Source organism: Acinetobacter sp. 24-47-39 (assembly GCF_056783825.1).
In genome coordinates this window covers 1-20,535 of the sequence record NZ_JBWYIP010000019.1, presented here as the reverse complement: position 1 = coordinate 20,535, position 20,535 = coordinate 1, and the positions used below count along the sequence as shown (strand labels likewise).

At 39.5% G+C, this 20,535-nt stretch carries 22 protein-coding genes and 1 pseudogene; 18 read left to right on the top strand and 5 right to left on the bottom strand.

Annotated elements, in window-relative coordinates; genetic code table 11:
- Position 1: 1 nt before the first annotated feature.
- The 3 genes from fghA (at position 2) to AC1M9C_RS14105 (ending at position 3,104) form a co-directional block, all read left to right on the top strand.
- Positions 2-838: an S-formylglutathione hydrolase gene (fghA, locus tag AC1M9C_RS14115; protein WP_481588034.1), complete on the top strand. Its 837-nt coding sequence runs from the start codon at positions 2-4 to the stop codon at positions 836-838.
- Positions 839-1,056: 218 nt separating this feature from the next.
- Positions 1,057-2,067 carry a YjgN family protein gene (locus AC1M9C_RS14110; protein ID WP_257219954.1) on the top strand — a complete coding sequence of 337 codons (1,011 nt, stop codon included), beginning with the start codon at positions 1,057-1,059 and terminating at the stop codon, positions 2,065-2,067.
- 11 nt (positions 2,068-2,078) lie between these two features.
- Positions 2,079-3,104, top strand: coding sequence for a M48 family metallopeptidase (locus AC1M9C_RS14105; RefSeq protein ID WP_481588035.1), 1,026 nt, complete (start codon positions 2,079-2,081; stop codon positions 3,102-3,104).
- Between the two features lie 29 nt (positions 3,105-3,133).
- Here the strand turns inward: AC1M9C_RS14105 and AC1M9C_RS14100 are convergent, their stop codons facing one another.
- Complete coding sequence (locus AC1M9C_RS14100) at positions 3,134-3,424, bottom strand: DUF2218 domain-containing protein (protein ID WP_481588036.1); 291 nt, start codon at positions 3,422-3,424, stop codon at positions 3,134-3,136.
- Positions 3,425-3,653: 229 nt separating this feature from the next.
- Between AC1M9C_RS14100 and rpe the strand changes: the two genes are divergently transcribed.
- The 5 genes from rpe (at position 3,654) to AC1M9C_RS14075 (ending at position 6,861) form a co-directional block, all read left to right on the top strand.
- Positions 3,654-4,340 (top strand): ribulose-phosphate 3-epimerase, encoded by a 687-nt coding sequence (gene rpe, locus AC1M9C_RS14095; protein ID WP_481588037.1) that lies wholly within the window; start codon positions 3,654-3,656, stop codon positions 4,338-4,340.
- Between the two features lie 606 nt (positions 4,341-4,946).
- Positions 4,947-5,264 carry a DMT family transporter gene (locus AC1M9C_RS14090; RefSeq protein WP_481588038.1) on the top strand — a complete coding sequence of 106 codons (318 nt, stop codon included), beginning with the start codon at positions 4,947-4,949 and terminating at the stop codon, positions 5,262-5,264.
- Positions 5,265-5,318: 54 nt separating this feature from the next.
- Positions 5,319-5,636, top strand: coding sequence for a quaternary ammonium compound efflux SMR transporter SugE (sugE, locus tag AC1M9C_RS14085; RefSeq protein ID WP_481588039.1), 318 nt, complete (start codon positions 5,319-5,321; stop codon positions 5,634-5,636).
- Between the two features lie 31 nt (positions 5,637-5,667).
- Positions 5,668-6,156 carry a methylated-DNA--[protein]-cysteine S-methyltransferase gene (locus AC1M9C_RS14080; RefSeq protein WP_180028722.1) on the top strand — a complete coding sequence of 163 codons (489 nt, stop codon included), beginning with the start codon at positions 5,668-5,670 and terminating at the stop codon, positions 6,154-6,156.
- Positions 6,157-6,192: 36 nt separating this feature from the next.
- On the top strand, positions 6,193-6,861 hold the full coding sequence (locus AC1M9C_RS14075; RefSeq protein WP_481953927.1) for a nuclease-related domain-containing protein: 669 nt from the start codon (positions 6,193-6,195) through the stop codon (positions 6,859-6,861).
- Between the two features lie 33 nt (positions 6,862-6,894).
- Here the strand turns inward: AC1M9C_RS14075 and AC1M9C_RS14070 are convergent, their stop codons facing one another.
- Complete coding sequence (locus tag AC1M9C_RS14070) at positions 6,895-7,662, bottom strand: hydroxymethylpyrimidine/phosphomethylpyrimidine kinase (protein WP_035268321.1); 768 nt, start codon at positions 7,660-7,662, stop codon at positions 6,895-6,897.
- 83 nt (positions 7,663-7,745) lie between these two features.
- Between AC1M9C_RS14070 and AC1M9C_RS14065 the strand changes: the two genes are divergently transcribed.
- Positions 7,746-8,393 (top strand): HAD-IA family hydrolase, encoded by a 648-nt coding sequence (locus AC1M9C_RS14065; protein ID WP_180000196.1) that lies wholly within the window; start codon positions 7,746-7,748, stop codon positions 8,391-8,393.
- A 54-nt stretch (positions 8,394-8,447) separates the two neighbouring features.
- On the opposite strand, the gene AC1M9C_RS14060 is transcribed toward AC1M9C_RS14065, so the two are convergent.
- On the bottom strand, positions 8,448-8,912 hold the full coding sequence (locus tag AC1M9C_RS14060; protein WP_092768640.1) for a winged helix-turn-helix transcriptional regulator: 465 nt from the start codon (positions 8,910-8,912) through the stop codon (positions 8,448-8,450).
- 138 nt (positions 8,913-9,050) lie between these two features.
- On the opposite strand from AC1M9C_RS14060, the gene AC1M9C_RS14055 reads away from it, so the two are divergent.
- The 4 genes from AC1M9C_RS14055 to AC1M9C_RS14040 all read left to right on the top strand — a co-directional run bounded on the left by AC1M9C_RS14055 (position 9,051) and on the right by AC1M9C_RS14040 (position 13,432).
- A complete protein-coding gene (locus AC1M9C_RS14055; protein WP_481592386.1) occupies positions 9,051-10,310 on the top strand; it encodes a D-amino acid dehydrogenase in 1,260 nt (419 codons plus the stop codon).
- Positions 10,311-10,356: 46 nt separating this feature from the next.
- Positions 10,357-11,460 (top strand): alanine racemase, encoded by a 1,104-nt coding sequence (gene alr, locus AC1M9C_RS14050; protein ID WP_481953926.1) that lies wholly within the window; start codon positions 10,357-10,359, stop codon positions 11,458-11,460.
- Positions 11,461-11,516: 56 nt separating this feature from the next.
- On the top strand, positions 11,517-11,876 hold the full coding sequence (locus tag AC1M9C_RS14045; protein ID WP_481953925.1) for a RidA family protein: 360 nt from the start codon (positions 11,517-11,519) through the stop codon (positions 11,874-11,876).
- A gap of 134 nt (positions 11,877-12,010) precedes the next feature.
- The gene (locus AC1M9C_RS14040) at positions 12,011-13,432 is read left to right on the top strand and encodes an amino acid permease (protein WP_481953924.1); all 1,422 of its coding nucleotides are present in this window, start codon (positions 12,011-12,013) and stop codon (positions 13,430-13,432) included.
- Between the two features lie 53 nt (positions 13,433-13,485).
- On the opposite strand, the gene AC1M9C_RS14035 is transcribed toward AC1M9C_RS14040, so the two are convergent.
- Both AC1M9C_RS14035 and AC1M9C_RS14030 read right to left on the bottom strand, forming a co-directional pair.
- Complete coding sequence (locus AC1M9C_RS14035) at positions 13,486-13,938, bottom strand: CopD family protein (RefSeq protein WP_481588043.1); 453 nt, start codon at positions 13,936-13,938, stop codon at positions 13,486-13,488.
- Between the two features lie 28 nt (positions 13,939-13,966).
- Positions 13,967-15,196, bottom strand: coding sequence for a beta-ketoacyl synthase N-terminal-like domain-containing protein (locus AC1M9C_RS14030; protein WP_035268310.1), 1,230 nt, complete (start codon positions 15,194-15,196; stop codon positions 13,967-13,969).
- Positions 15,197-15,471: 275 nt separating this feature from the next.
- On the opposite strand from AC1M9C_RS14030, the gene AC1M9C_RS14025 reads away from it, so the two are divergent.
- From AC1M9C_RS14025 to AC1M9C_RS14005, 5 genes and pseudogenes are all read left to right on the top strand, one after another.
- Complete coding sequence (locus AC1M9C_RS14025) at positions 15,472-16,899, top strand: EcsC family protein (protein ID WP_481588044.1); 1,428 nt, start codon at positions 15,472-15,474, stop codon at positions 16,897-16,899.
- A gap of 171 nt (positions 16,900-17,070) precedes the next feature.
- Complete coding sequence (gene rpsL / locus AC1M9C_RS14020; protein ID WP_004648013.1) at positions 17,071-17,445, top strand: 30S ribosomal protein S12; 375 nt, start codon at positions 17,071-17,073, stop codon at positions 17,443-17,445.
- A gap of 180 nt (positions 17,446-17,625) precedes the next feature.
- Positions 17,626-18,096, top strand: coding sequence for a 30S ribosomal protein S7 (gene rpsG, locus AC1M9C_RS14015; RefSeq protein WP_004648014.1), 471 nt, complete (start codon positions 17,626-17,628; stop codon positions 18,094-18,096).
- A gap of 131 nt (positions 18,097-18,227) precedes the next feature.
- On the top strand, positions 18,228-20,363 hold the full coding sequence (gene fusA / locus AC1M9C_RS14010) for an elongation factor G (RefSeq protein WP_035268315.1): 2,136 nt from the start codon (positions 18,228-18,230) through the stop codon (positions 20,361-20,363).
- A gap of 92 nt (positions 20,364-20,455) precedes the next feature.
- Positions 20,456-20,535 (top strand): annotated as a pseudogene (locus AC1M9C_RS14005) (hypothetical protein); the annotation flags it as partial.

Below are 20,535 nucleotides of genomic sequence, written 5' to 3'. Positions count from 1 at the left end.
AATGGAATTGGTTCAAAAGAATAAATGTTTTGATGGTGAACAACGTGTTTATCAGATCAATTCAAAGTTTTTGAAAAATCCGACTAAATTTTCTGTATTTTTACCTTCACAGGCACTCGAAGGTCAAAAATGTATTGCGTTGTACTATCTTGCAGGTTTGACTTGTACTGAAGAAACTTTTGTCATCAAAGCACACGCACAACGTTTAGCTGCACAATTGGGAATTATATTGATTGCTCCAGATACATCACCTCGTGGTGACGACGTGGCGGTCGGGGATTCTTGGGATATAGGGCAAGGGGCTGGATTCTATTTAAACGCAACTCAAGCACCTTGGGCTGAGCATTATCAGATGGAGTCGTATCTTATACAGGAGCTGTATTCTCTAGTTCTTACATCGTTTCCTGTACAGGATGAGGGGATTGGTATTTTTGGTCACAGCATGGGAGGACACGGTGCACTCACGCTTGCTTGGAAGTATCCAGACTTATTTAAGTCAGTCTCAGCATTTGCACCGATTTGTGCGCCATCAATTTGTCCATGGGGTGAAAAGGCATTTTCAGCTTACCTCGGAGAAGAACGTGAGTTATGGAAAGCACATGATGCGAATGAACTCGTGAAAGAAAAGGGTGCTCTATATCACGAAGTTTTAATTGATCAGGGGGTTGCAGATCAGTTTTATGCTCAACTTAATCCAGCGCTATTTGCTGAATCATGTAAAACCGTAGGTCAAAAGCTCACATTGCGGGAGCATGAGGGTTATGATCATGGATACTTCTTTATCCAAAGTTTTATTGATGATCATCTGCAATTCCATGCTTTACAATTGCAAAATTAATCTCATTTGAATTTTAAGATATTCATACTTAAGTTCGTTATAATGTGTGCGATATCACATTTAAACCATGTTGAATGATGACATCTCTCGGGATGTCATTTTTATAATCAGAGAAAATAATAATGAATTCATCAGAACACTCCGCTGAACAAGCACCCTTACCATTCATCAACGATCCATTTCCATTATCTGATGCAGATGAAAATCGACCGATTTATATGGGGAAAGTATTTAAATTTAAATTTCATGGCAATGCGATGGAGTACTTTGGCATATGGATCGTCAATATTTTATTGACGATTGCGACATTGAGCCTATATGCGCCATGGGCGAAAGTACGTCGTTTAAGATATTTTTATAACAATACCGAATTTTTTCATCGCTTTTTTGATTTTACTGGTTTACCGACTAAAATTTTGATTGGTCGACTGATAGCCATTGGCATTTGGGCAATATTTGCGATTGCCTCATATATGGATATGACGATAGCAGCATTTGGTGGACTGATTATTTATATTGCTCTTCCATGGTTGGTACGAGCCACAATTCGATTTAATGCGCGCAACAGTAAATTTGGGAACAGCCGTTTTTATTTTTCTGGCACGAATAAAGAAGCCTATAAACAATTTTTAATTGCGCTTGCTATCACCATTTTTACATTAGGAATATTTAGCCCTGTCGCAATTTGGATTTATAAAAAATATACGCTTAATCATTTGTACGTTGGACAACTCAAATTTCAATTAAACAATGACTGGCCTAGTTATATGCGAGCAGTATATGTTCCCATGATTCTCTTTGTATTGATTCTTATGCTCATCGGATTTGGTGGTTCGACATTATCAATACTCAGTGGTCATGGAATGGATATGATGCTGATGATGATCTTTGCCGTTTATGCGATTGGAATGTTGTTTATTGGTCCGTTAATACAGGCACGAATTTTTATTACTACGTGGAATAGCACAACACTCAACAGCAGTCAGTTTAAGACCAGTTGTAATCAATGGCGCTATGCATGGATTGTTGCGAGTAATTGGATCGCTAGAATCTTAAGTTTAGGATTATTGTCAGCATGGGCTGCTATTCGCATTTATCGATACCAAGTTGAATCGATGAGCTTAGAATTAAATGATGATCCAAACCTGATGATGAATATTGCGCAAAGTGATCATAGTGCCATCGCGGAAGAAATTAGTGATATTTTTGATATTGATATTTCACTTTAGGAGTTAATTCAATGAATCAACCTCTCACAGTGACATATTATGATGGTGTTCTTTCTAAGCCTTTTACAGCACAGATTCGCCCTGCTAATCAAGACAGTATCGCTGTCAGTTATACAGATAAAGGCGAAGTGAAAACAGTCTACTATCATGCAGATGAAATGGTATTGCTTGGTAAAATTGGTCGACGTAATCCAGCTTTAGAGTTAACACATGACGCTAGGATTGAATTTCATGAGCGTCAGCTTCCTGAATGGTTGCCTGTTGAGCATAAAAATTTTCATCAAAAAGTATGGAAACTTGAACGTACACCATCGTTGATTATTTTTAGTGTTATTTTCGTGGTCGCACTTGGTTTCTCCGTCATTAAATGGGGAATACCGACGGCATCGCACATTGTTGCTTTCCAGCTGCCAGAAAATACGCTGAATCGTTTGGGTGGTCAGGCAGAAGTTTATTTAGCCGAATACACTAAACCTTCTCAGTTATCACAGCAAAGACAGGATCGGATTCTCGCGGATTATCTGAAATATGTTGCTGAGGGTCGTCCCGCTCAGTTGAAATTTAGGGAAGGTACCTCGCTTGGAGCCAATGCACTCGCATTGCCAAACAATACAATTTATCTCACCGATGAATTAGTGAAGCTTGCCAAGAATGATCAGGAAATTATCGGCGTTTTGGCACATGAACAAGCACATTTATTAAAACGTCACAGCTTACAACAAGGTCTTTCGAGCCTAGGATTCAGCGTACTTTATATTGCTATCACTGGTGATGGATCGGATTTAATTGCGACTTTGCCAGTTGCCATGATTGGTGCAGGATATTCACGGAAGTTTGAGTTAGAATCAGATCAGTATGCGCTAGAACTCATGCATAAACATGAAATGGATACAGTGCATTTTGCAAACTTTTTAAAACGTATGAGTGATGATATGGGAGAAGACGAAGATCAATCAAAAATTCTTGATCTCTTTGCAAGTCATCCTGCCACTGAAGAACGAATTCGCCGTGTTACTGAATTTAAACAGCAACAATAATGAAAAGCCGACTTTATGTCGGTTTTTCTTTAACTTTCTCTAGACCATATAACTTGATAGTCAGCTTGAACCATGCGATTGATATGATCAAGCACGACATTTTCTAGTCGTATTAATTCTTCTAAAGATATTTCTTCTTTATTCACAATACTGACATGAAGTTGATCAGGTTGTATTGATAATTCAACTGTCACTTTTGGCATAAAAATTTGATATTGGTCATCGGTATTGGCGACATCAAATTTATGTTTCCAATGATTGCTTAATCGTTTAGCGATACGTAATGCTTCGGAGCTGTCTATCGTTGTGGTTGTTTTCATTATTTACCGTAATGCTTGAAATTTATTGTATCTTAACATTCATCTCACCATAAGGTTGTTCCGAATATGCAACATAGCTTTGCATAAGTCATATTCCGTCCTTGAAGATTTTTTTATCAACGATTAGCATTTTGAGTTGAAATTTAAATAGCAGTAATTTCGAAGGAATGAATAAACGAAGTTTTGCTATAATCAACTTTTGAATTCTAATTTCCCGCCAGGTCCTGACATGTCCAAGCCATTCTTAATTGCTCCATCGATTTTATCTGCTGATTTCGCTCGCTTAGGTGAAGAAGTCGAAAACGTACTTGAAGCAGGTGCAGATGTGGTCCATTTCGATGTAATGGATAATCATTATGTACCAAATTTAACTTTTGGTGCTGGTGTATGTAAGGCACTTAAAAAATATGGTATTCAGGCCCCAATTGACGTTCATCTTATGGTGAAACCAGTCGATCGTATGATCGGAGATTTCTTAGATGCGGGTGCAGATATCATCACTTTTCATCCAGAAGCATCAGACCATATCGACCGTTCATTGCAGCTGATTAAAGCTGGTGGTGCTAAAGCAGGTTTAGTTTTTAACCCTGCAACGCCTTTACATTACCTTGATTATGTACTGGATAAAGTGGATCAAGTCTTATTAATGAGCGTCAACCCTGGCTTCGGTGGACAAAAATTTATCCCAATGACGCTAGATAAACTTCGTAAAGCACGCAAAATTATTGATGCATCTGGTAAAGATATTCGCTTAGAAGTTGATGGTGGTGTTGGTCCAGCAAATATTCGTGAAATCGCTGAAGCTGGTGCAGATATGTTTGTAGCTGGTTCTGCCATTTTTGGAAAGCCAGATTATAAAGCTGTAATTGATGAAATGCGTGCAGAGTTGGCGAAAGTAGGTTCAATTAACGTTTGATCCGAAACATGTATAACACTACACACATCTGTGGATAAGTCTATGGATAACGTGGTGGATATCTATGTTGATAACAGTCTGGATAATTTGATTAGATTATAATCATATTTAGTTCAATGGTTTGTTTATTAGACAATAAATGTATAAAAAGGACTCATTTGAGTCCTTTTTTACAAAAAATGGATCTTCTTATCTTTTCTGTTGTATTGTTTGGGGGAGAAATTTTCGTTGCTCATTATTTGGCTTATCTTCGTGAATAAGTCTTAAAAGAGCGAGATAAAAAATCAATTTAAACATCCCAGACCAGTGATTCTATAGTGCAGTAAAGTGTTTTAATTTAGTGCGGATTTAGTCTTCTATCTGCCAATAGCGATCGCCTTTGTAATGCAATAGCCTAAAAATGCAGAAATAATCTAGAAAAGCTAGTCCGATAATGACCTATTTTTTGTAGGTGTATTTTGGGTCAAAAATTGTAAAATTGCGCCTATTTTGTGCGTGTGTTGATATAATTCAACCATCATTTGGAGGAACGACCTCCCTCATTTCTCTGAGAAAAATCGTCAGGACGGCCTGACTCTTAAATTATTTTAATTGGGAGCAGGCATCATGGCTTGGTTTATTCTTATTCTCGCGGGTTTATTTGAGATCGTTTGGGCATATAGTATGAAAATGTCTGAAGGATTTACTAAATTCACACCGACTGCAATTACTCTATTTTTTATGGTTCTCAGTTTTGGGTTGTTGGCACATGCCATGAAAACATTCCCTCTGGGAACTGCCTATACGATTTGGACGGGGATTGGTGCAGTAGGGTCTTTTTTAGTCGGCATTTTTATTCTGGGTGAGCCTGCGACAGCAATGCGGATGATTGCGGCTATTCTGATTATTTCAGGTTTAGTCATGATGAAATTAGCTTCAGCGTAAGATTTAAGGCAGCGTATCCATACGCTGCTTTTTTTAATTGAGAGAGGGTTTATTTTGGCTTGGTTAGTCTTGATTGTTGCAGGGTTGTTGGAAGTGGTCTGGGCCTATTTTATGAAAGTTTCAGATGGATTCACCAAATTGACACCCAGTATTTTGACGATCGTTTTCATGATCGCAAGTTTTGCTTTACTTTCCTATGCGATGAAAACTTTGCCACTCGGGACAGCTTATACCGTATGGACAGGCATAGGCGCTGTAGGTTCATTTGTGGTTGGGATTTTTATTCTTGGAGAACCTGCAAATGCAATGAGAATGATCGCTGCAGTATTGATTATTTCGGGTTTGGTCTTGATGAAGTTATCATCAACATAGTTAGATGATTCAACTTTCAGGCGATTAAAAAATGACTCAATTTTATTTAAAAAAAATAATGACACCTGTCGGTGAACTTCAATTGGTTGCTCATGATCGAGCATTGATTGTTGTCGCTTGGGAGAATGCACTTCCTCAGTTTATCCGAAATCAAATCGTAATTCAGCGGGATGATCACGAGATTTTATGCATTGCCGAAACACAGCTTCGCGAATATTTTTTAAAACAACGTCAGGTATTTGATTTGCCTATAGAACTTTATGGGACAGAATTCCAACGCTCGGTATGGAATGCGCTGTTAAAAATTCCTTTTGGAGAGTCTAGAACGTATAAGCAAATTGCTGAGGATGTTGGGAATGTAAAAGCGGTTCGAGCGGTAGGCTTGGCCAATGGGAAAAATCCTATCGCGATCATTGTACCTTGTCATCGTGTAATAGGTGTCAATGGCAAGCTGGTCGGATTTTCAGGAGGTGTGGAAAATAAGCTTAAGCTGCTGCAGCTTGAAGATGATAAGTGGTGATGTTATAACAGCATAAACATATGAAATACAAAAATTATGTCTAATGAAAATCCTATAATTACAATTGTTTTTAATCTCATATCGCAGTTATGGTGGTTGATCTTCATTCTAGCAATCATCCCTGTATTCAAAATGTTTGTACCTTATATCAAAGGAAAATTGGGTGAATACATTGTCCAATATCATGCAAAAAAATTTTTGAATGAGGACTATATTTTACTGAATGATCTAACATTTTTGGATCAGGACAATCAGACCACACAGATTGACCATATTTTATTGAGTCCTTATGGAATATTTGTGATTGAGACCAAAAACTATAAAGGTTGGATTTTTGGCTCATCACATCAAAAAATGTGGACTCAAAAAATTTATAAATCTAGCCATAAATTTCAAAATCCATTGCACCAAAACTACAAGCATATAAAGGTTTTAGAGGGATTGTTAAAAGATTTAATCGATTCAAATCTGTCGATACATGGGTTAATAGTTTTCGTGCCTAATTGTGAGTTTAAAACACCAATTCCTGTACATGTTCATTGGGGTAAAAGTTGGATTGAAGAAGTTAAAAGCTACCAAATGAAAGTGATTGATGATCGTAGACTACAGAGAATTAAATATCGTATTGAAAAAGCAGCGCTTCAAAAATCGTGGAAAACCAATAGAGAACATATCCGATCAGTCAAAGAAAGACTAAAAGATTAATAAAAAAAAACCCACAGTCAGTGGGCTTTTTATTTAGAAGCGTTTTGGAATTCTTTGGCCACCTTCAACTGGGATTTCAGCACGTTTTAATACACCAAATAGCCATGTTTCCGCATGGTGAACTGCATTTTTAATTTGATCACCTTGTGCCAACCTCCCTGCAATAAAACTAGCAAGAGAACAGCCTGAACCATGATACTCACCTTCAAGACGAGGACATTTTGTTTCAGAGACCATATCACCGTTGATGTAGAGTGCATTTCTAATATAAGTCGGTGTGTCTTCGTGACCACCTTTGACTAATACAGCTTTAGCACCCATTTCAAATAACTTCTGTGTAGCTTGATCTAAATCTTCACAGCCTGTTAATGCGCGAAGTTCAACGGTATTCGGTGTAAGAATCGTAGCAAGAGGAATCAATTCAACAAAAGCCTTGACCAATGTTGCTTGATTTCCTAATGAGCCACCACTATTGGCAACCAAAACTGGATCGAGTACGTATTGGAAATCAGGATGTGCTCTTAGGAATTCTGCCAAAGCGGCGATATTGTCGGTAGTGCCGAGCATGCCAGATTTCACTACTTTGATAGGAAGATCGTTCACTACAGCATTCGCTTGAGCCAGCAGTAAATCTTTTGAGGTTGCTTCAAATCCAAAAACTTGTTGAGAGTTTTGAATGGTTAACGCTGTACATGCGATTGCTGCATGAGCACCACTTTGGCCGATTGCTTCAATATCTGCTTGTAAGCCAGCACCACCAGATGGATCTAAACCAGAAAAGCACAATACAGTAGGGCGCACAACAATGTCCTTCATCGATCAATTTGGAGTAGTATAGGCAAGTTTCTGAGAAGTCTCGATAGCATTTCTAAAAAAGGTACAGCATGATTAAAAATATTCTCATTGATTTAGATGGAACGCTAACTGATCCTAAAGTGGGTATTACGACTTCTGCACGCTATGGTTTAGAAAAAGTAGGTCATCTTATCGCGGAGGATGAGAATATTGATTGGATTATTGGACCACCTTTAAAAGCCTCGTTGGCCAAAATTTTGAAGGTTGATGTGAATGATGATTTGGCGGAACAGGCTTTACTTGGTTATCGTGAGCGCTTTGCTGTAAAAGGTTTATTTGAAAATTTATTATTTGAAGATGTAGCGGAGACATTGGCAACACTTAAGAATAAAGGTTACAGATTGTTTTTAGCTACTGCGAAGCCTGAAGTGTATGCTCAGCAAATTCTTGAACATTTCAATCTCACACCGTATTTTGATTATGCCTATGGCAGTGAGTTAAATGGTGACCGCACCAATAAAGCTGAACTTATTGCATATATTTTAGAGCAAGAAAAAATTAAGCCAGAAACCTGTTTGATGGTAGGGGACCGAGAGCATGACATTATCGGTGCTCGAAAAAATGGAATTGAAACGATTGCAGTGGAATACGGTTATGGCAGTGATGCAGAGTTAGCCGCTGCTGCACCCAAAGCCAGAATTCAAGCTTTCCATCAAATTTTAAATTACGTTGATTAATCTAAGCCGAAATTTGGGCTCAAGAGCAACTCTCAAGAGATTGCTCTTCGTAGCTTAGCTTAGATCCAAATACAAGGATTCTTTGACCTCTTCCATCACGATGTAACTATGGGAGGATGCAGAGGAGGGAAGCATTTTAAGCAGGTCACCCAGTAGTTGGCGATAAGCACTCATTTCTTTTAGTCTCGCTTTCACCAAGTAATCGAATTCACCTGAAATTAAATGACACTCTAATACCTCAGGTATCTCAACTAAATTCTTGGCGACTTGATCAAAAACATCTCCAGATTTCGCCGATAATTTAATTTCTAGAAAGACGAGTAAATTACGCTCCAATAACTCCGGATTTAAGCGGGCGTAATAGCCCATAATAATGCCATCTCGTTCTAGTCTTTTGACTCTTTCCGAGCAAGGGGTTGTAGAAAGATTGACTTTAGCAGCCAGTTCACTAATGGCGATACGACCGTCCTTTTGTAGAATATCTAAAATCATACGATCAGTGCGATCTAATTTCCGCATGAATAATTTCCTTATTTTTTAATTTTTTTAGGATAAAACCCTTAAATTACCTAAATTATAACGTTTAAAAGAGTGAAAAAAACTATTAAAGCAAAAATATACTAGTGAAATAAACTACACAGTGCTGAGGGATAGTTCATGCGCGTTATTGTATTAGGTAGTGGTGTCATTGGTGTTGCAAGTGCGTATTACCTAGCGCAACAAGGAGCAAGCGTCACTGTATTAGATCGTCAATCAGGTCCTGCCGAAGAAACGAGTTTTGGCAATGCAGGACAGATTTCTCCTGGATATTCTACACCATGGGCTGCACCAGGAATTCCATTTAAAGCGGTTAAATGGATGTTTCAACATCATGCACCATTAGCAATTAACGTTGATGGAAGCTTGTGGCAGCTGAAATGGATGGCTCAAATGTTGAAGAACTGCAATGCGGCACATTACGCCATCAATAAAGAGCGTATGGTACGTGTTGCTGAATACAGTCGAGATTGTTTAAGAGAACTACGCGAAAATATTGGCATATCTTATGAGAATCGTTCAAAAGGAACATTACAAATTTTTCGTAAGGATGCGCAATTAGACGCAGTTCAACGAGACATTGAAGTTTTAAAAGAAACAGGTGTCGAATTTGAGTTATTAGATCGTGAAGGTCTAGGTCGAGTTGAACCTGCATTAGCGGAAGTTAAAGACAAATTAGTCGGTGGTTTACATCTTCCAAATGATGAGACTGGGGATTGCTATATCTTTACCAACGCGCTTGCTGAATATGCAAAAGGTATTGGTGTTGAGTTTAAATTTAATCAAAATGTTGAAAAACTCGTAGTTGAAGGTGACGAAATCAAAGGCGTTGTTGTCGACGGTCAGGTACTTACAGCAGATCGTTATGTACTTGCCTTCGGTAGCTATTCACGAGATTTTATTAAACCATTAGGTCTAGATTTGCCCATTTATCCAGTAAAGGGATATTCATTAACTATACCTATCGTGGATGCGCAATATGCGCCTCAATCAACCGTATTGGATGAAACTTACAAGATAGCAATAACTCGTTTTGATCAACGAATTCGTGTCGGTGGGATGGCTGAGTTAAGTGGTTTCAATAAGGAATTGAATGAGGATCGCCGTGGTACTTTGGAGATGGTAACGCGTGATTTGTTCCCAGGTGGAGATATGGCACAAGCCAGTTTCTGGACGGGACTACGACCGATGACACCAGACAGTACGCCTATTATCGGTGCGACGAAATATAAGAATCTATTTTTAAATACTGGACATGGCACGCTCGGCTGGACCATGGCATGTGGTTCTGGAAAGCTGATTAGTGATTTAGTGCTGAATCGGACTCCAGAGATTAGTACCGATGGACTTTCAATTCAACGTTATAACCACGCAGCATAAAGGCTGCGTGGTTTGCTATTAAAAAATAAATAATAGGACAAGGAATATGTCTCGCCCAATACAGGCTGTTATTCACTTAAACGCGATCAAGCATAATTTGAAAGTTGCTAAGCAACATGTACCGAATGCACAAGTTTTTGCTGTTGTTAAAGCTAATGCTTATGGTCATGGGATCGAGCGCATTTATTCAGCCTTAGTGGATGCAGATGGAATTGCACTTCTAGAGCTGAGTGAAGCACAACGAGTTCGAGATTTAGGTTGGAAAGGCCCAATTTTGCTTTTGGAAGGTATCTTTCAAGAAGCGGATTTACAGTTGTGTCATGATTTGGATCTTCAATTTACCGTTCATAATGAGATTCAAGTCGAATGGATTAAGCGGTGCGGTTTAGATGCTCATTTTAATATTTTTCTGAAAATGAACAGTGGCATGAATCGCCTAGGATTCCAACCTCAACGTTACTCTGAAATTTGGAGTCTGTTAACTGAATTGCCGCAAGTGTCATCAATTACCCACATGACACATTTTTCTGATGCTGATGGCGAGCGCTTGAATCAGGTTGGCGTTGACTATCAAATTTCAGTATTCAATCAAATCGTCAGTGCTTTAGGTGGTCCTTGCTCAGTAAGTAATAGTGCAGCCATCCTTAGACATGCCAATCATGTCCACTCCAACATTGTACGCAGTGGCATTATGTTGTATGGGAGTTCACCGGATTATCCAAGCCATACTATTCAAGATTGGAATTTAAAACCAACAATGTCTTTAAGAAGTGAATTGATTGCAATTCAAGAAGTCAATCCGCAGCAAAGTATTGGCTATGGATCGACATTTTTTGCAGAAAAAGCTATGAAAATTGGCATTGTCGCTTGTGGATATGCAGATGGATATCAACGGATTACTCAATCTGGCACAGCAGTGCTTGTGAATGGGCAAAAAACTTCTTTAATTGGTCGTGTAAGTATGGACATGCTAGCTGTTGATATCACGCATATTGAAGATGCAAAAATTGGCAGTGAAGTCGTACTGTGGGGCATCTCAAAGTATGGAAGTTTGTTACCGATTGATGAGGTCGCTGCAGGAGCGAGTACTGTGGGATATGAGTTAATGTGTGGCGTAACGACGCGGGTTCCATTTGTTCTAGAAATTTAATGTTAAAAATTCAACGATCAACACTAGGATCGATACTGAGTAATCAAGGAATTAATATGCAAAATCAGGATATTCAAAAATTCAATAGTAATGGCGTGATGAGTGCAGTTACAGTCTTTAATCAAGTGGCTTATCTTTCTGGTCAAGTACCTAAGATTACGACGCCTGATATCGCCTTACAAACAAAAGATGTGCTTAATACGATAGACGCTCTCTTGGCTCAAGTAGGCACAGATAAATCTCGTTTATTGTCAGCACAAGTTTTTGTGAAGAATTTGGAAGATTTTCAAATCGTCAATCAAATTTGGATTGAATGGATGGAGGATTCAATACCACCATCACGAGCAACCATTCAGGCTGACCTCGTTAATCCAGAATGGTTAATTGAAATCGCAGTGATTGCTGCATTGAAATAACTGAATATAAGTAAGACTTCACGAGGAAGAGTCATTTATGGCTCCTCTCATAATAACAAAATCTCTCGAATCTCAGTTTGAAGCGGAATTTAGGCTGATCGATTAGATTAGATGGTGTAAAAGGATGTTGAATAATGACAACCACAAATATTGATGAACAATCATCTCCCAATGAATTACAGCGTAAGCTTTCAAATCGACATTTACAACTCATCGCCATCGGTGGAGCGATTGGTACAGGGTTGTTTATGGGCTCAGGAAAAACGATTTCACTTGCAGGACCTTCAATCATCATCATTTATATGATTATTGGTGCTATGTTTTTTTTCTTGATGCGTGCCCTTGGTGAAATTCTTTTATCTAATCTGCACTACAAATCATTTATTGATATGGCACATGATCTCATTGGACCAGGTGCAGGGTATTATATTGGTTGGTCATATTGGCTGGGATGGATTTTGGTCGGTATTGCTGATTTAGCAGCAATTATCAATTATTTCAGTTTTTGGTTACCTCCAGATCAAATGTTTACCCCAATGGGTCAAGCAGTGATTAGTGCAGGATGTGTCTTATTCATACTCGCAATTAACTTAGTCACTGTAAAACTTTTTGGTGAAATTGAGTTTTGGTTTGCATTAATCAAAATTTTAGCCATTATTGGATTGATCTTGGTTGGTGCCTTCATGGTGTTTACGAGTTTTCAGTCACCAAGTGGTGCTGTTGCAAGCTTCAGTAACATTTGGTCTCATGGTGGAATGTTCCCGAAAGGATCCATGGGCTTTTTGGCAGGCTTTCAAATCGCAATGTTTGCCTTTGTTGGTGTAGAGTTACTCGGGACGATGGCTGCGGAAACCAAAGATCCTGAAAAAAATTTACCAAAAGCGGTTAATGCTATTCCGACACGTATTATTATTTTCTATGTGCTTTCGTTGATCATGATTATGTCTGTGACACCTTGGATCAATATCCCAGCAGATCAAAGTCCATTTGTCACATTATTCTTATTTGCGGGTATTGGTTCAGCTGCTGTGATTATGAACCTAGTGGTTTTGTCTTCTGTGATGTCTTCCATGAACAGTGGTGTCTTTTCTACCAGTCGAATGTTATTTGGATTGGCCCGTGACGGCCAAGCCCCTCAAAAGCTAGCAGAACTTTCAAGTCGTGCCGTACCTGCTAAGGGATTAATCTTTTCATGTACATTTATTATGGCCGGTGCAGCATTTCAGTATTTTGTGCCAAATACGATGGAAGCTTTTACATTAGCAAGTTCGCTGTGTGTGATTCTTTTCATTAGTATTTGGGCGATTATCATGGTGTGCTATATACGCTACCGTAAATTGCGACCTGAGCTACATGAAAAGTCGAATTTTAAAATGCCGGGTGGAGTGGCAATGTCATACGTTGTATTGGCATTTTTGCTATTTGCATTAATCATTTTAAGTTTAGAGCCAGACACGCTTAAAGCTTTGATGATTAGCCCAATCTGGTTAATTCTGTTGGCTGTAACATACCGTGTTCTTTATAAACCACGTATGCGTAAGCGTAACCATAATTAATTTTTAGAGAAAGAAAAAACCTCCACGAATGGAGGTTTTTTTATATTCTTTAGTTAGAATGTAGGTTTGACCACAACTAAAATTACAACTGCGAATAAGATCAATGTGGGCATTTCGTTGAAATAGCGCCAGAACTTATGACTTTTATAGTGTGCATTATCAATGAGTTTTTTACGGTAATATCCACACACTAGGTGGTATATGACCAGTAATCCGACTAAACCAACTTTTAAATAAAACCATAAAGCTTCATGATAATGTCGAGTTGCATCACCCCAGTCCACTAAAAAATGTGCAGTGATCAATGTTGCGATCATCGCAGGCCACATAATGCCACGATAAAGCTTACGTTCCATGACTTCAAAGCGTTGATGACTTATGGCATCGTCACTCATCGCATGATAAACATAAAGCCGTGGTAGATAGAACAAAGCAGCGAACCAACATACCACAGCAATAATATGTAATGCTTTTACCCATAGGAAAGCATCTGAAGGAGCATCCATCTAATCACCCATTATGGGCGGAATTAAATTAGCCTTCCCATTTCTTGAAAATGAGGCAGGCATTTACGCCGCCGAAACCAAAACTGTTACTCATTACAGTATTCAGTTTTGTATCGCGTTTTTCAAGTACGATATCAAATGGTTTTGCACCTTCATCAAGCTCAGTAACGTTGATATTTGGTGCAATAAAGTCATTCTGCATCATGAGAATAGAGTAAATCGCTTCTTGTACACCTGCAGCGCCTAAGCTATGACCTGTCATAGATTTTGTTGAACTTAAAGGTGGTACTTGACCTTCACCGAATGCGCGTTCCATTGCTTTCAATTCAGTCACATCACCAGCTGGTGTAGATGTGCCGTGTGTATTTACATAATCAATTTTTTCAACACCATGCTGTTTTGCTTCATCAAGTGCCATCAAGATGCAACGTGTTGCACCTTCACCTGATGGTGCGACCATATCAGCACCATCAGAGTTGGCTGCATATGCAACGACTTCAGCAAGAATATTTGCACCGCGCGCTTGAGCATGCTCAAGAGATTCAAGTACCACGAAACCACCGCCGCCAGCAATGACAAAACCATCACGATCAGCAGAGTAAGGGCGAGAAGCGGTTTCTGGTGAGTCATTATATTTTGAGCATAAAGCACCCATTGCATCAAATAATAGACTTTGTGACCAATGGTCTTCTTCACCACCACCAGCGAGCATTAGATCCTGTTTGCCAAGTTGAATCAGGTTGTATGCGTAACCAATGGCATCAGCTGAGGTTGCACAAGCACTTGTAATAGAGTGAGCGATACCTTGTAATTTGAATGCCACACCAACGTTAGCTGTAATAGTATTTGACATATTGCGTGGAACAAAGAAAGGGCCAATTTTACGTGCGCCTTTCTCTTCAAGAAGTTCAATCATTTCAGCGACAGAAGCTGTAGAGTTGCCGCCTGAACCACCCGCAATACCATAACGAGGATTGCCCGCAAGATCTTCAGCGGTTAGACCCGCATTTTCAACCGCAGCGACTGCAGCGTTATAGGCATACATCGCACATACACCCATAAAGCGTTTCAGTTTACGGTCAATACCGTCAAAATTTTGTTCTGCTGCAGCACTAACATGACTTTTAAAATTAAGTTCAGCATAAGTTGGGTTAAAACGTGTGCCTGAAATACCATTTTGTAAGGCATGATTTACATCTTCTAATGTATTACCAATGCATGAGTTAATGCCCATACCAGTGATTACAACACGTTTCATTTACAATTCCCTATTATGGTGAAGTCATTTTATGGAAAAATTCACATCGATGATTTGATTGGATGTAAAAATCCATAAGATCTTGTCAAAAATTCGTATCATGATATCAGAATCTATTTTAAATTCTTATGGCAAATCAATATCGCAGCGTTAAAACGCTTATTGGCAGATATGTTCACTATATTGCAACCGAATAAAACACGATAAAGTTGAGATAACTCTTGACTGCGCATAGAATTTTAAACATAAGTGATAAATGCGAAGGAGGGTTGTAAATGGCAAATTCTAATAATAAGCAATCTAGCGGACTGGTATTAAAAGCATTTGGAGTGGCTAAAAAGCTCAGTGCTACTGGATTTGAACTGGCACAACATGTTGCACCAGGATCAATTGCGAAATTGACGCAACAACCTGATCCACAAAAAATTATTGACATAACTTCAGATGAGAGAAAAATGACTGAACAAAAAAAGTACGAAACCCCTCAACAATTATTTCGTGATCATGTCCCTCAAGTTTCTCAAAAAATTTTTGGTCGTCATTACAGTAAATTAAATAATGTTGCTTCTTTTATCTCTCCGGACTTAAACAACAAAGTTGCAGATTATTTTTTTGATAAATTGAATGATTTTGTTTCTGAGTTAAGTTCAGTTGAGCATGTATTAAAGGAAGTTGGTGCAAAAAGCTTGGATGAACTTAAATCAAGCCCTGATCGTGCGAATCGTATCGGTGAAGCATTAGCCAATCAAAATAAGTTGATTGCAGCGGTTCAGGGGGCAGTGTCTGGTGCGACAGGCGTAGTTGGTACGGCCATCGATATTCCTTTCTCGTTGGCATTTACGTTGCGTAGTATTTACCAAGAAGGGCGCGCGCACGGTTTTGAACTTAATCATCGTCAAGAGCAAGAGATCGTTGAGTATGTATTCAAACAAGTCGATTTAGGTGTTATTGCGGAAAAGCAAACACTTTTAGTGGCATTAAGAACAGTCGCAAATTTATTGGAAACACAAGATACTCATCAGCTACAAACCCTATTGGGCTCTAGTAACGACTTCACGGCTTTAAAAAATTGGCTGAGTAATCCTGAAGGTGGTTATAAATGGAATTGGTTGAATCAGATTCCTCAAATTTCAATTTTATCTAAATTAGCACCTGTGGCTGGTGCTGGTATTGGTGCAGTATATAGCTGGCGTTTGGTGGAAGAGGCTCATACTAAAGCTAGAGCTGTTTTTTCAGGAGCACAGAAGTACATTCTCCAACATCCAGATGAGCAGGTATCTGTTCAGGAGGCCTTTGAGCGCGGTACAGAATTATTAAAGCAATCTTCACTCGCATTGAATTCCGCAGTGTCAATCAATAATGAGTTAGTGGTTGAGGTTGAAGAGTTTGTAAAAAAACTTGAAGGAGAAGAGTCTATTCAAGTTGATGAGTCTGCAGTTCATAATGATTCAATTTCAGCAATTAAAATTGAAGCAAAATCTACCGAGTCTGAAAAAGAAGAAGTGGTCAGTGTTGAGGATGGTCTTAAGGCCTTAGCTGAAAAACATGTGGAATCGGCTTCTAATGAAAGTGTTCAAGACGCTGATAAAGACCAGCCTCAAGGCGAACCTATTGTGCAGGTAAAAGTGCCCCCTAAGCGTCGTAATTCAAAAAAGAAAGACGAAGCAGCAAACTCACTACCTACTTCACAGAAAAAACAATAAATTTAGTTATGAATGGTTGATCAAATCATTCTGAAAATTTCGTTGTAAGCACACAATGGTCAATATTTGATGTCATGTTGAATGTTGACCATTTTTACTTCTTGGCTTACAATTGCATGCCCTCAAAAAGTAGTATTTTTTGGGGCTTTTTATTAACGGGAGAATTGCCACATGGCAACAACAAATCAGTTGATCCGTAAGGGTCGTACGACTTTGATTGAAAAATCAAAAGTTCCTGCGTTGAAGGCTTGTCCACAACGTCGTGGTGTTTGTACACGTGTTTACACAACTACACCTAAAAAACCTAACTCAGCAATGCGTAAAGTTTGCCGTGTTCGCTTAACTTCAGGTTTTGAAGTATCTAGCTATATCGGTGGTGAAGGCCATAACCTACAAGAGCACAGTGTTGTTCTTATCCGTGGTGGTCGTGTTAAAGACTTACCAGGTGTACGTTACCATACCGTTCGTGGTTCTTTAGACTGTGCTGGTGTTAAAGATCGTAACCAGTCTCGTTCTAAATACGGTACTAAGCGTCCTAAGAAATAATCTAACTAGATCATTTTCTTAAACGTATAGAACTGCAATCCTTTATCGTCTCGCTTGTCTGATTTCTGCATTTAATTTTGTGAAATTCAAGCGACGTGTAGTAAGGCCAGCGAATAGTACATGACACTTTGTACTGCTGCTGGATAAACCTGAAGTGTCATATTTATAGGTAGTATTAAAATGCCAAGACGTCGCGTAGTCGCTGCTCGTGAAATCCTTCCGGATCCTAAGTTCGGCAGCCAAACAATCGCTAAGTTCATGAACCACGTAATGCAAGATGGTAAAAAATCTATTGCTGAAAGTATCGTTTACGGTGCTTTAGACCGCGTTCAAGAAAAATCTAAAGTAGACCCAGTTGAATTTTTCGAGACTACTCTTGAAAAAGTTCGTCCTATGGTCGAAGTAAAAGCACGCCGTGTTGGTGGTGCTACATACCAAGTTCCTATGGAAGTACGCCCATCCCGTCGTACTGCTTTAGCGATGCGTTGGTTAGTAGATGCTGCTGCTAAGCGTTCTGAAAAAACTATGGCGTTACGCCTTGCTGGTGAGTTGCTTGACGCAGCTGAAGGTAAAGGTTCAGCGATCAAGAAACGTGAAGATGTGCATCGTATGGCTGAAGCCAACAAAGCCTTCTCTCACTACCGTTTCTAAGCGGATAAAACAGCCCCTATTCAGGAGGGTGGTAAGTCGGGTTTCACTGATTTGTCATCGAATCGCTTTAAGCTGCTCAGCAGCTTAAAGCGTCCTGTTTTAAACAACAAAATTTAGGAATGCAAGAAATCATGGCTCGTCAAACCCCAATTTCTCGTTACCGTAACATTGGTATCTCAGCACACATTGATGCTGGTAAAACAACGACTTCTGAACGTATTTTGTTCTACACAGGTGAGAGCCACAAACTAGGTGAAACTCACGAAGGTTCAGCAACAACTGACTGGATGGAACAAGAGCAAGAACGTGGTATTACTATTACTTCAGCAGCAGTAACTTGCTTCTGGAAAGGTATGGGTAACCAGTTCGAACAACACCGTATTAACGTAATTGACACACCGGGACACGTTGACTTCACGATCGAAGTTGAGCGTTCTATGCGTGTTCTTGACGGCGCGTGCATGGTTTACTGTGCTGTAGGTGGTGTACAACCTCAGTCAGAAACTGTATGGCGTCAAGCAAATAAATATAAAGTACCTCGTATTGCGTTCGTTAACAAAATGGACCGTACTGGTGCAAACTTCTTCCGTGCTGTTGAACAAGTAAAAACACGTCTTGGTGGTAATCCAGTGCCAATCGTGATTCCTGTTGGCGCAGAAGAAAACTTCCAAGGTGTAGTAGACCTTATCGAAATGAAAGCGATTATCTGGGATGAAGCATCTCAAGGTATGAAGTTTGAATACGGTGAAATTCCTGCTGACCTTGTTGAGCTTGCTCAAGAATGGCGTACGAACATGGTTGAAGCTGCTGCAGAAGCATCAGAAGAACTCATGGATAAGTACCTAGAAGAAGGTGATTTGACTAAAGAAGAAATCATCGGTGGTCTTCGTGCACGTACATTGTTGAATGAAATTCAACCAATGCTTTGTGGTTCAGCGTTCAAAAACAAAGGTGTTCAACGTATGTTGGATGCTGTTATTGAATTCTTACCAGCACCTACTGACGTTGAAGCAATTAAAGGTATCTTAGACGACAAAGATGAGACAGAAGGTTCTCGTGAAGCGTCTGATGAAGCACCGTTTGCTGCGCTTGCGTTCAAAATTATGAACGACAAATTCGTTGGTAACTTGACATTCGTTCGTGTTTACTCAGGTGTTCTAAAAGCTGGTAGTGCAGTTTATAACCCTGTTAAATCTAAACGTGAACGTGTTGGTCGTATTGTACAGATGCACGCTAATGACCGTCATGACATCGAAGAAATTCGTGCGGGCGATATCGCGGCATGTGTAGGTCTTAAAGATACGACTACAGGTGATACACTTTGTGATGAAAACAACGTGATCACATTGGAGCGTATGGAATTCCCAGAGCCAGTAATTGCACTTGCAGTTGAACCTAAAACTAAAGCTGACCAAGAAAAAATGTCAGTTGCTTTGGGCCGCTTGGCGAAAGAAGATCCATCATTCCGCGTTCGTACTGATGAAGAATCTGGTCAGACTATTATTGCTGGTATGGGTGAGCTTCACCTTGACATCATCGTTGACCGTATGAAGCGTGAATTCGGTGTTGAAGCGAACATTGGTAAACCAATGGTTGCTTACCGCGAAACGATTAAAAAATCTGTTGAGCAAGAAGGTAAGTTTGTTCGTCAAACTGGTGGTAAAGGTAAATTCGGTCACGTATATGTACGTTTAGAGCCAATGGATCCTGAAGCTGGTAAAGACTACGAGTTCGCTGAAGAAGTTGTTGGTGGTGTTGTACCTAAAGAATTCTTTGGTGCTGTAGACAAAGGTATTCAAGAACGTATGAAGAATGGTGTCCTAGCTGGTTACCCAGTTGTTGGCATCAAAGCGACATTGTTCGATGGTTCTTACCATGATGTCGACTCTGACGAATTATCGTTCAAAATGGCGGGTTCTTACGCATTCCGTGATGGTTTCATGAAAGCAGATCCTGTTCTTCTTGAACCTATCATGAAAGTTGAAGTAGAAACTCCAGAAGACTACATGGGCGATATCATGGGTGACTTAAACCGTCGTCGTGGTATGGTTCAAGGTATGGACGATTTACCTGGCGGTACTAAAGCAATCCGTGCTGAAGTTCCACTTTCTGAGATGTTCGGTTACGCAACACACATGCGTTCTATGTCTCAAGGTCGTGCGACTTACTCTATGGAATTTGCTAAATATGCTGAAACTCCACGTAACGTGGCTGAAGGCATCATTGCTAAGTTCCAAGCTGGTGGTAAAAAAGGTGACGACGAGTAATCTTTCGATTACTATAAGCCCAACTAATTCATAGTTTAAAACCAAGTGCTCATGGAGTGATCCTCCATGAGTAGTTTAAAAAGGAAGATCTCATGGCTAAGGCTAAGTTTGAACGTAATAAGCCACACGTTAACGTGGGCACAATCGGTCACGTTGACCATGGTAAAACAAC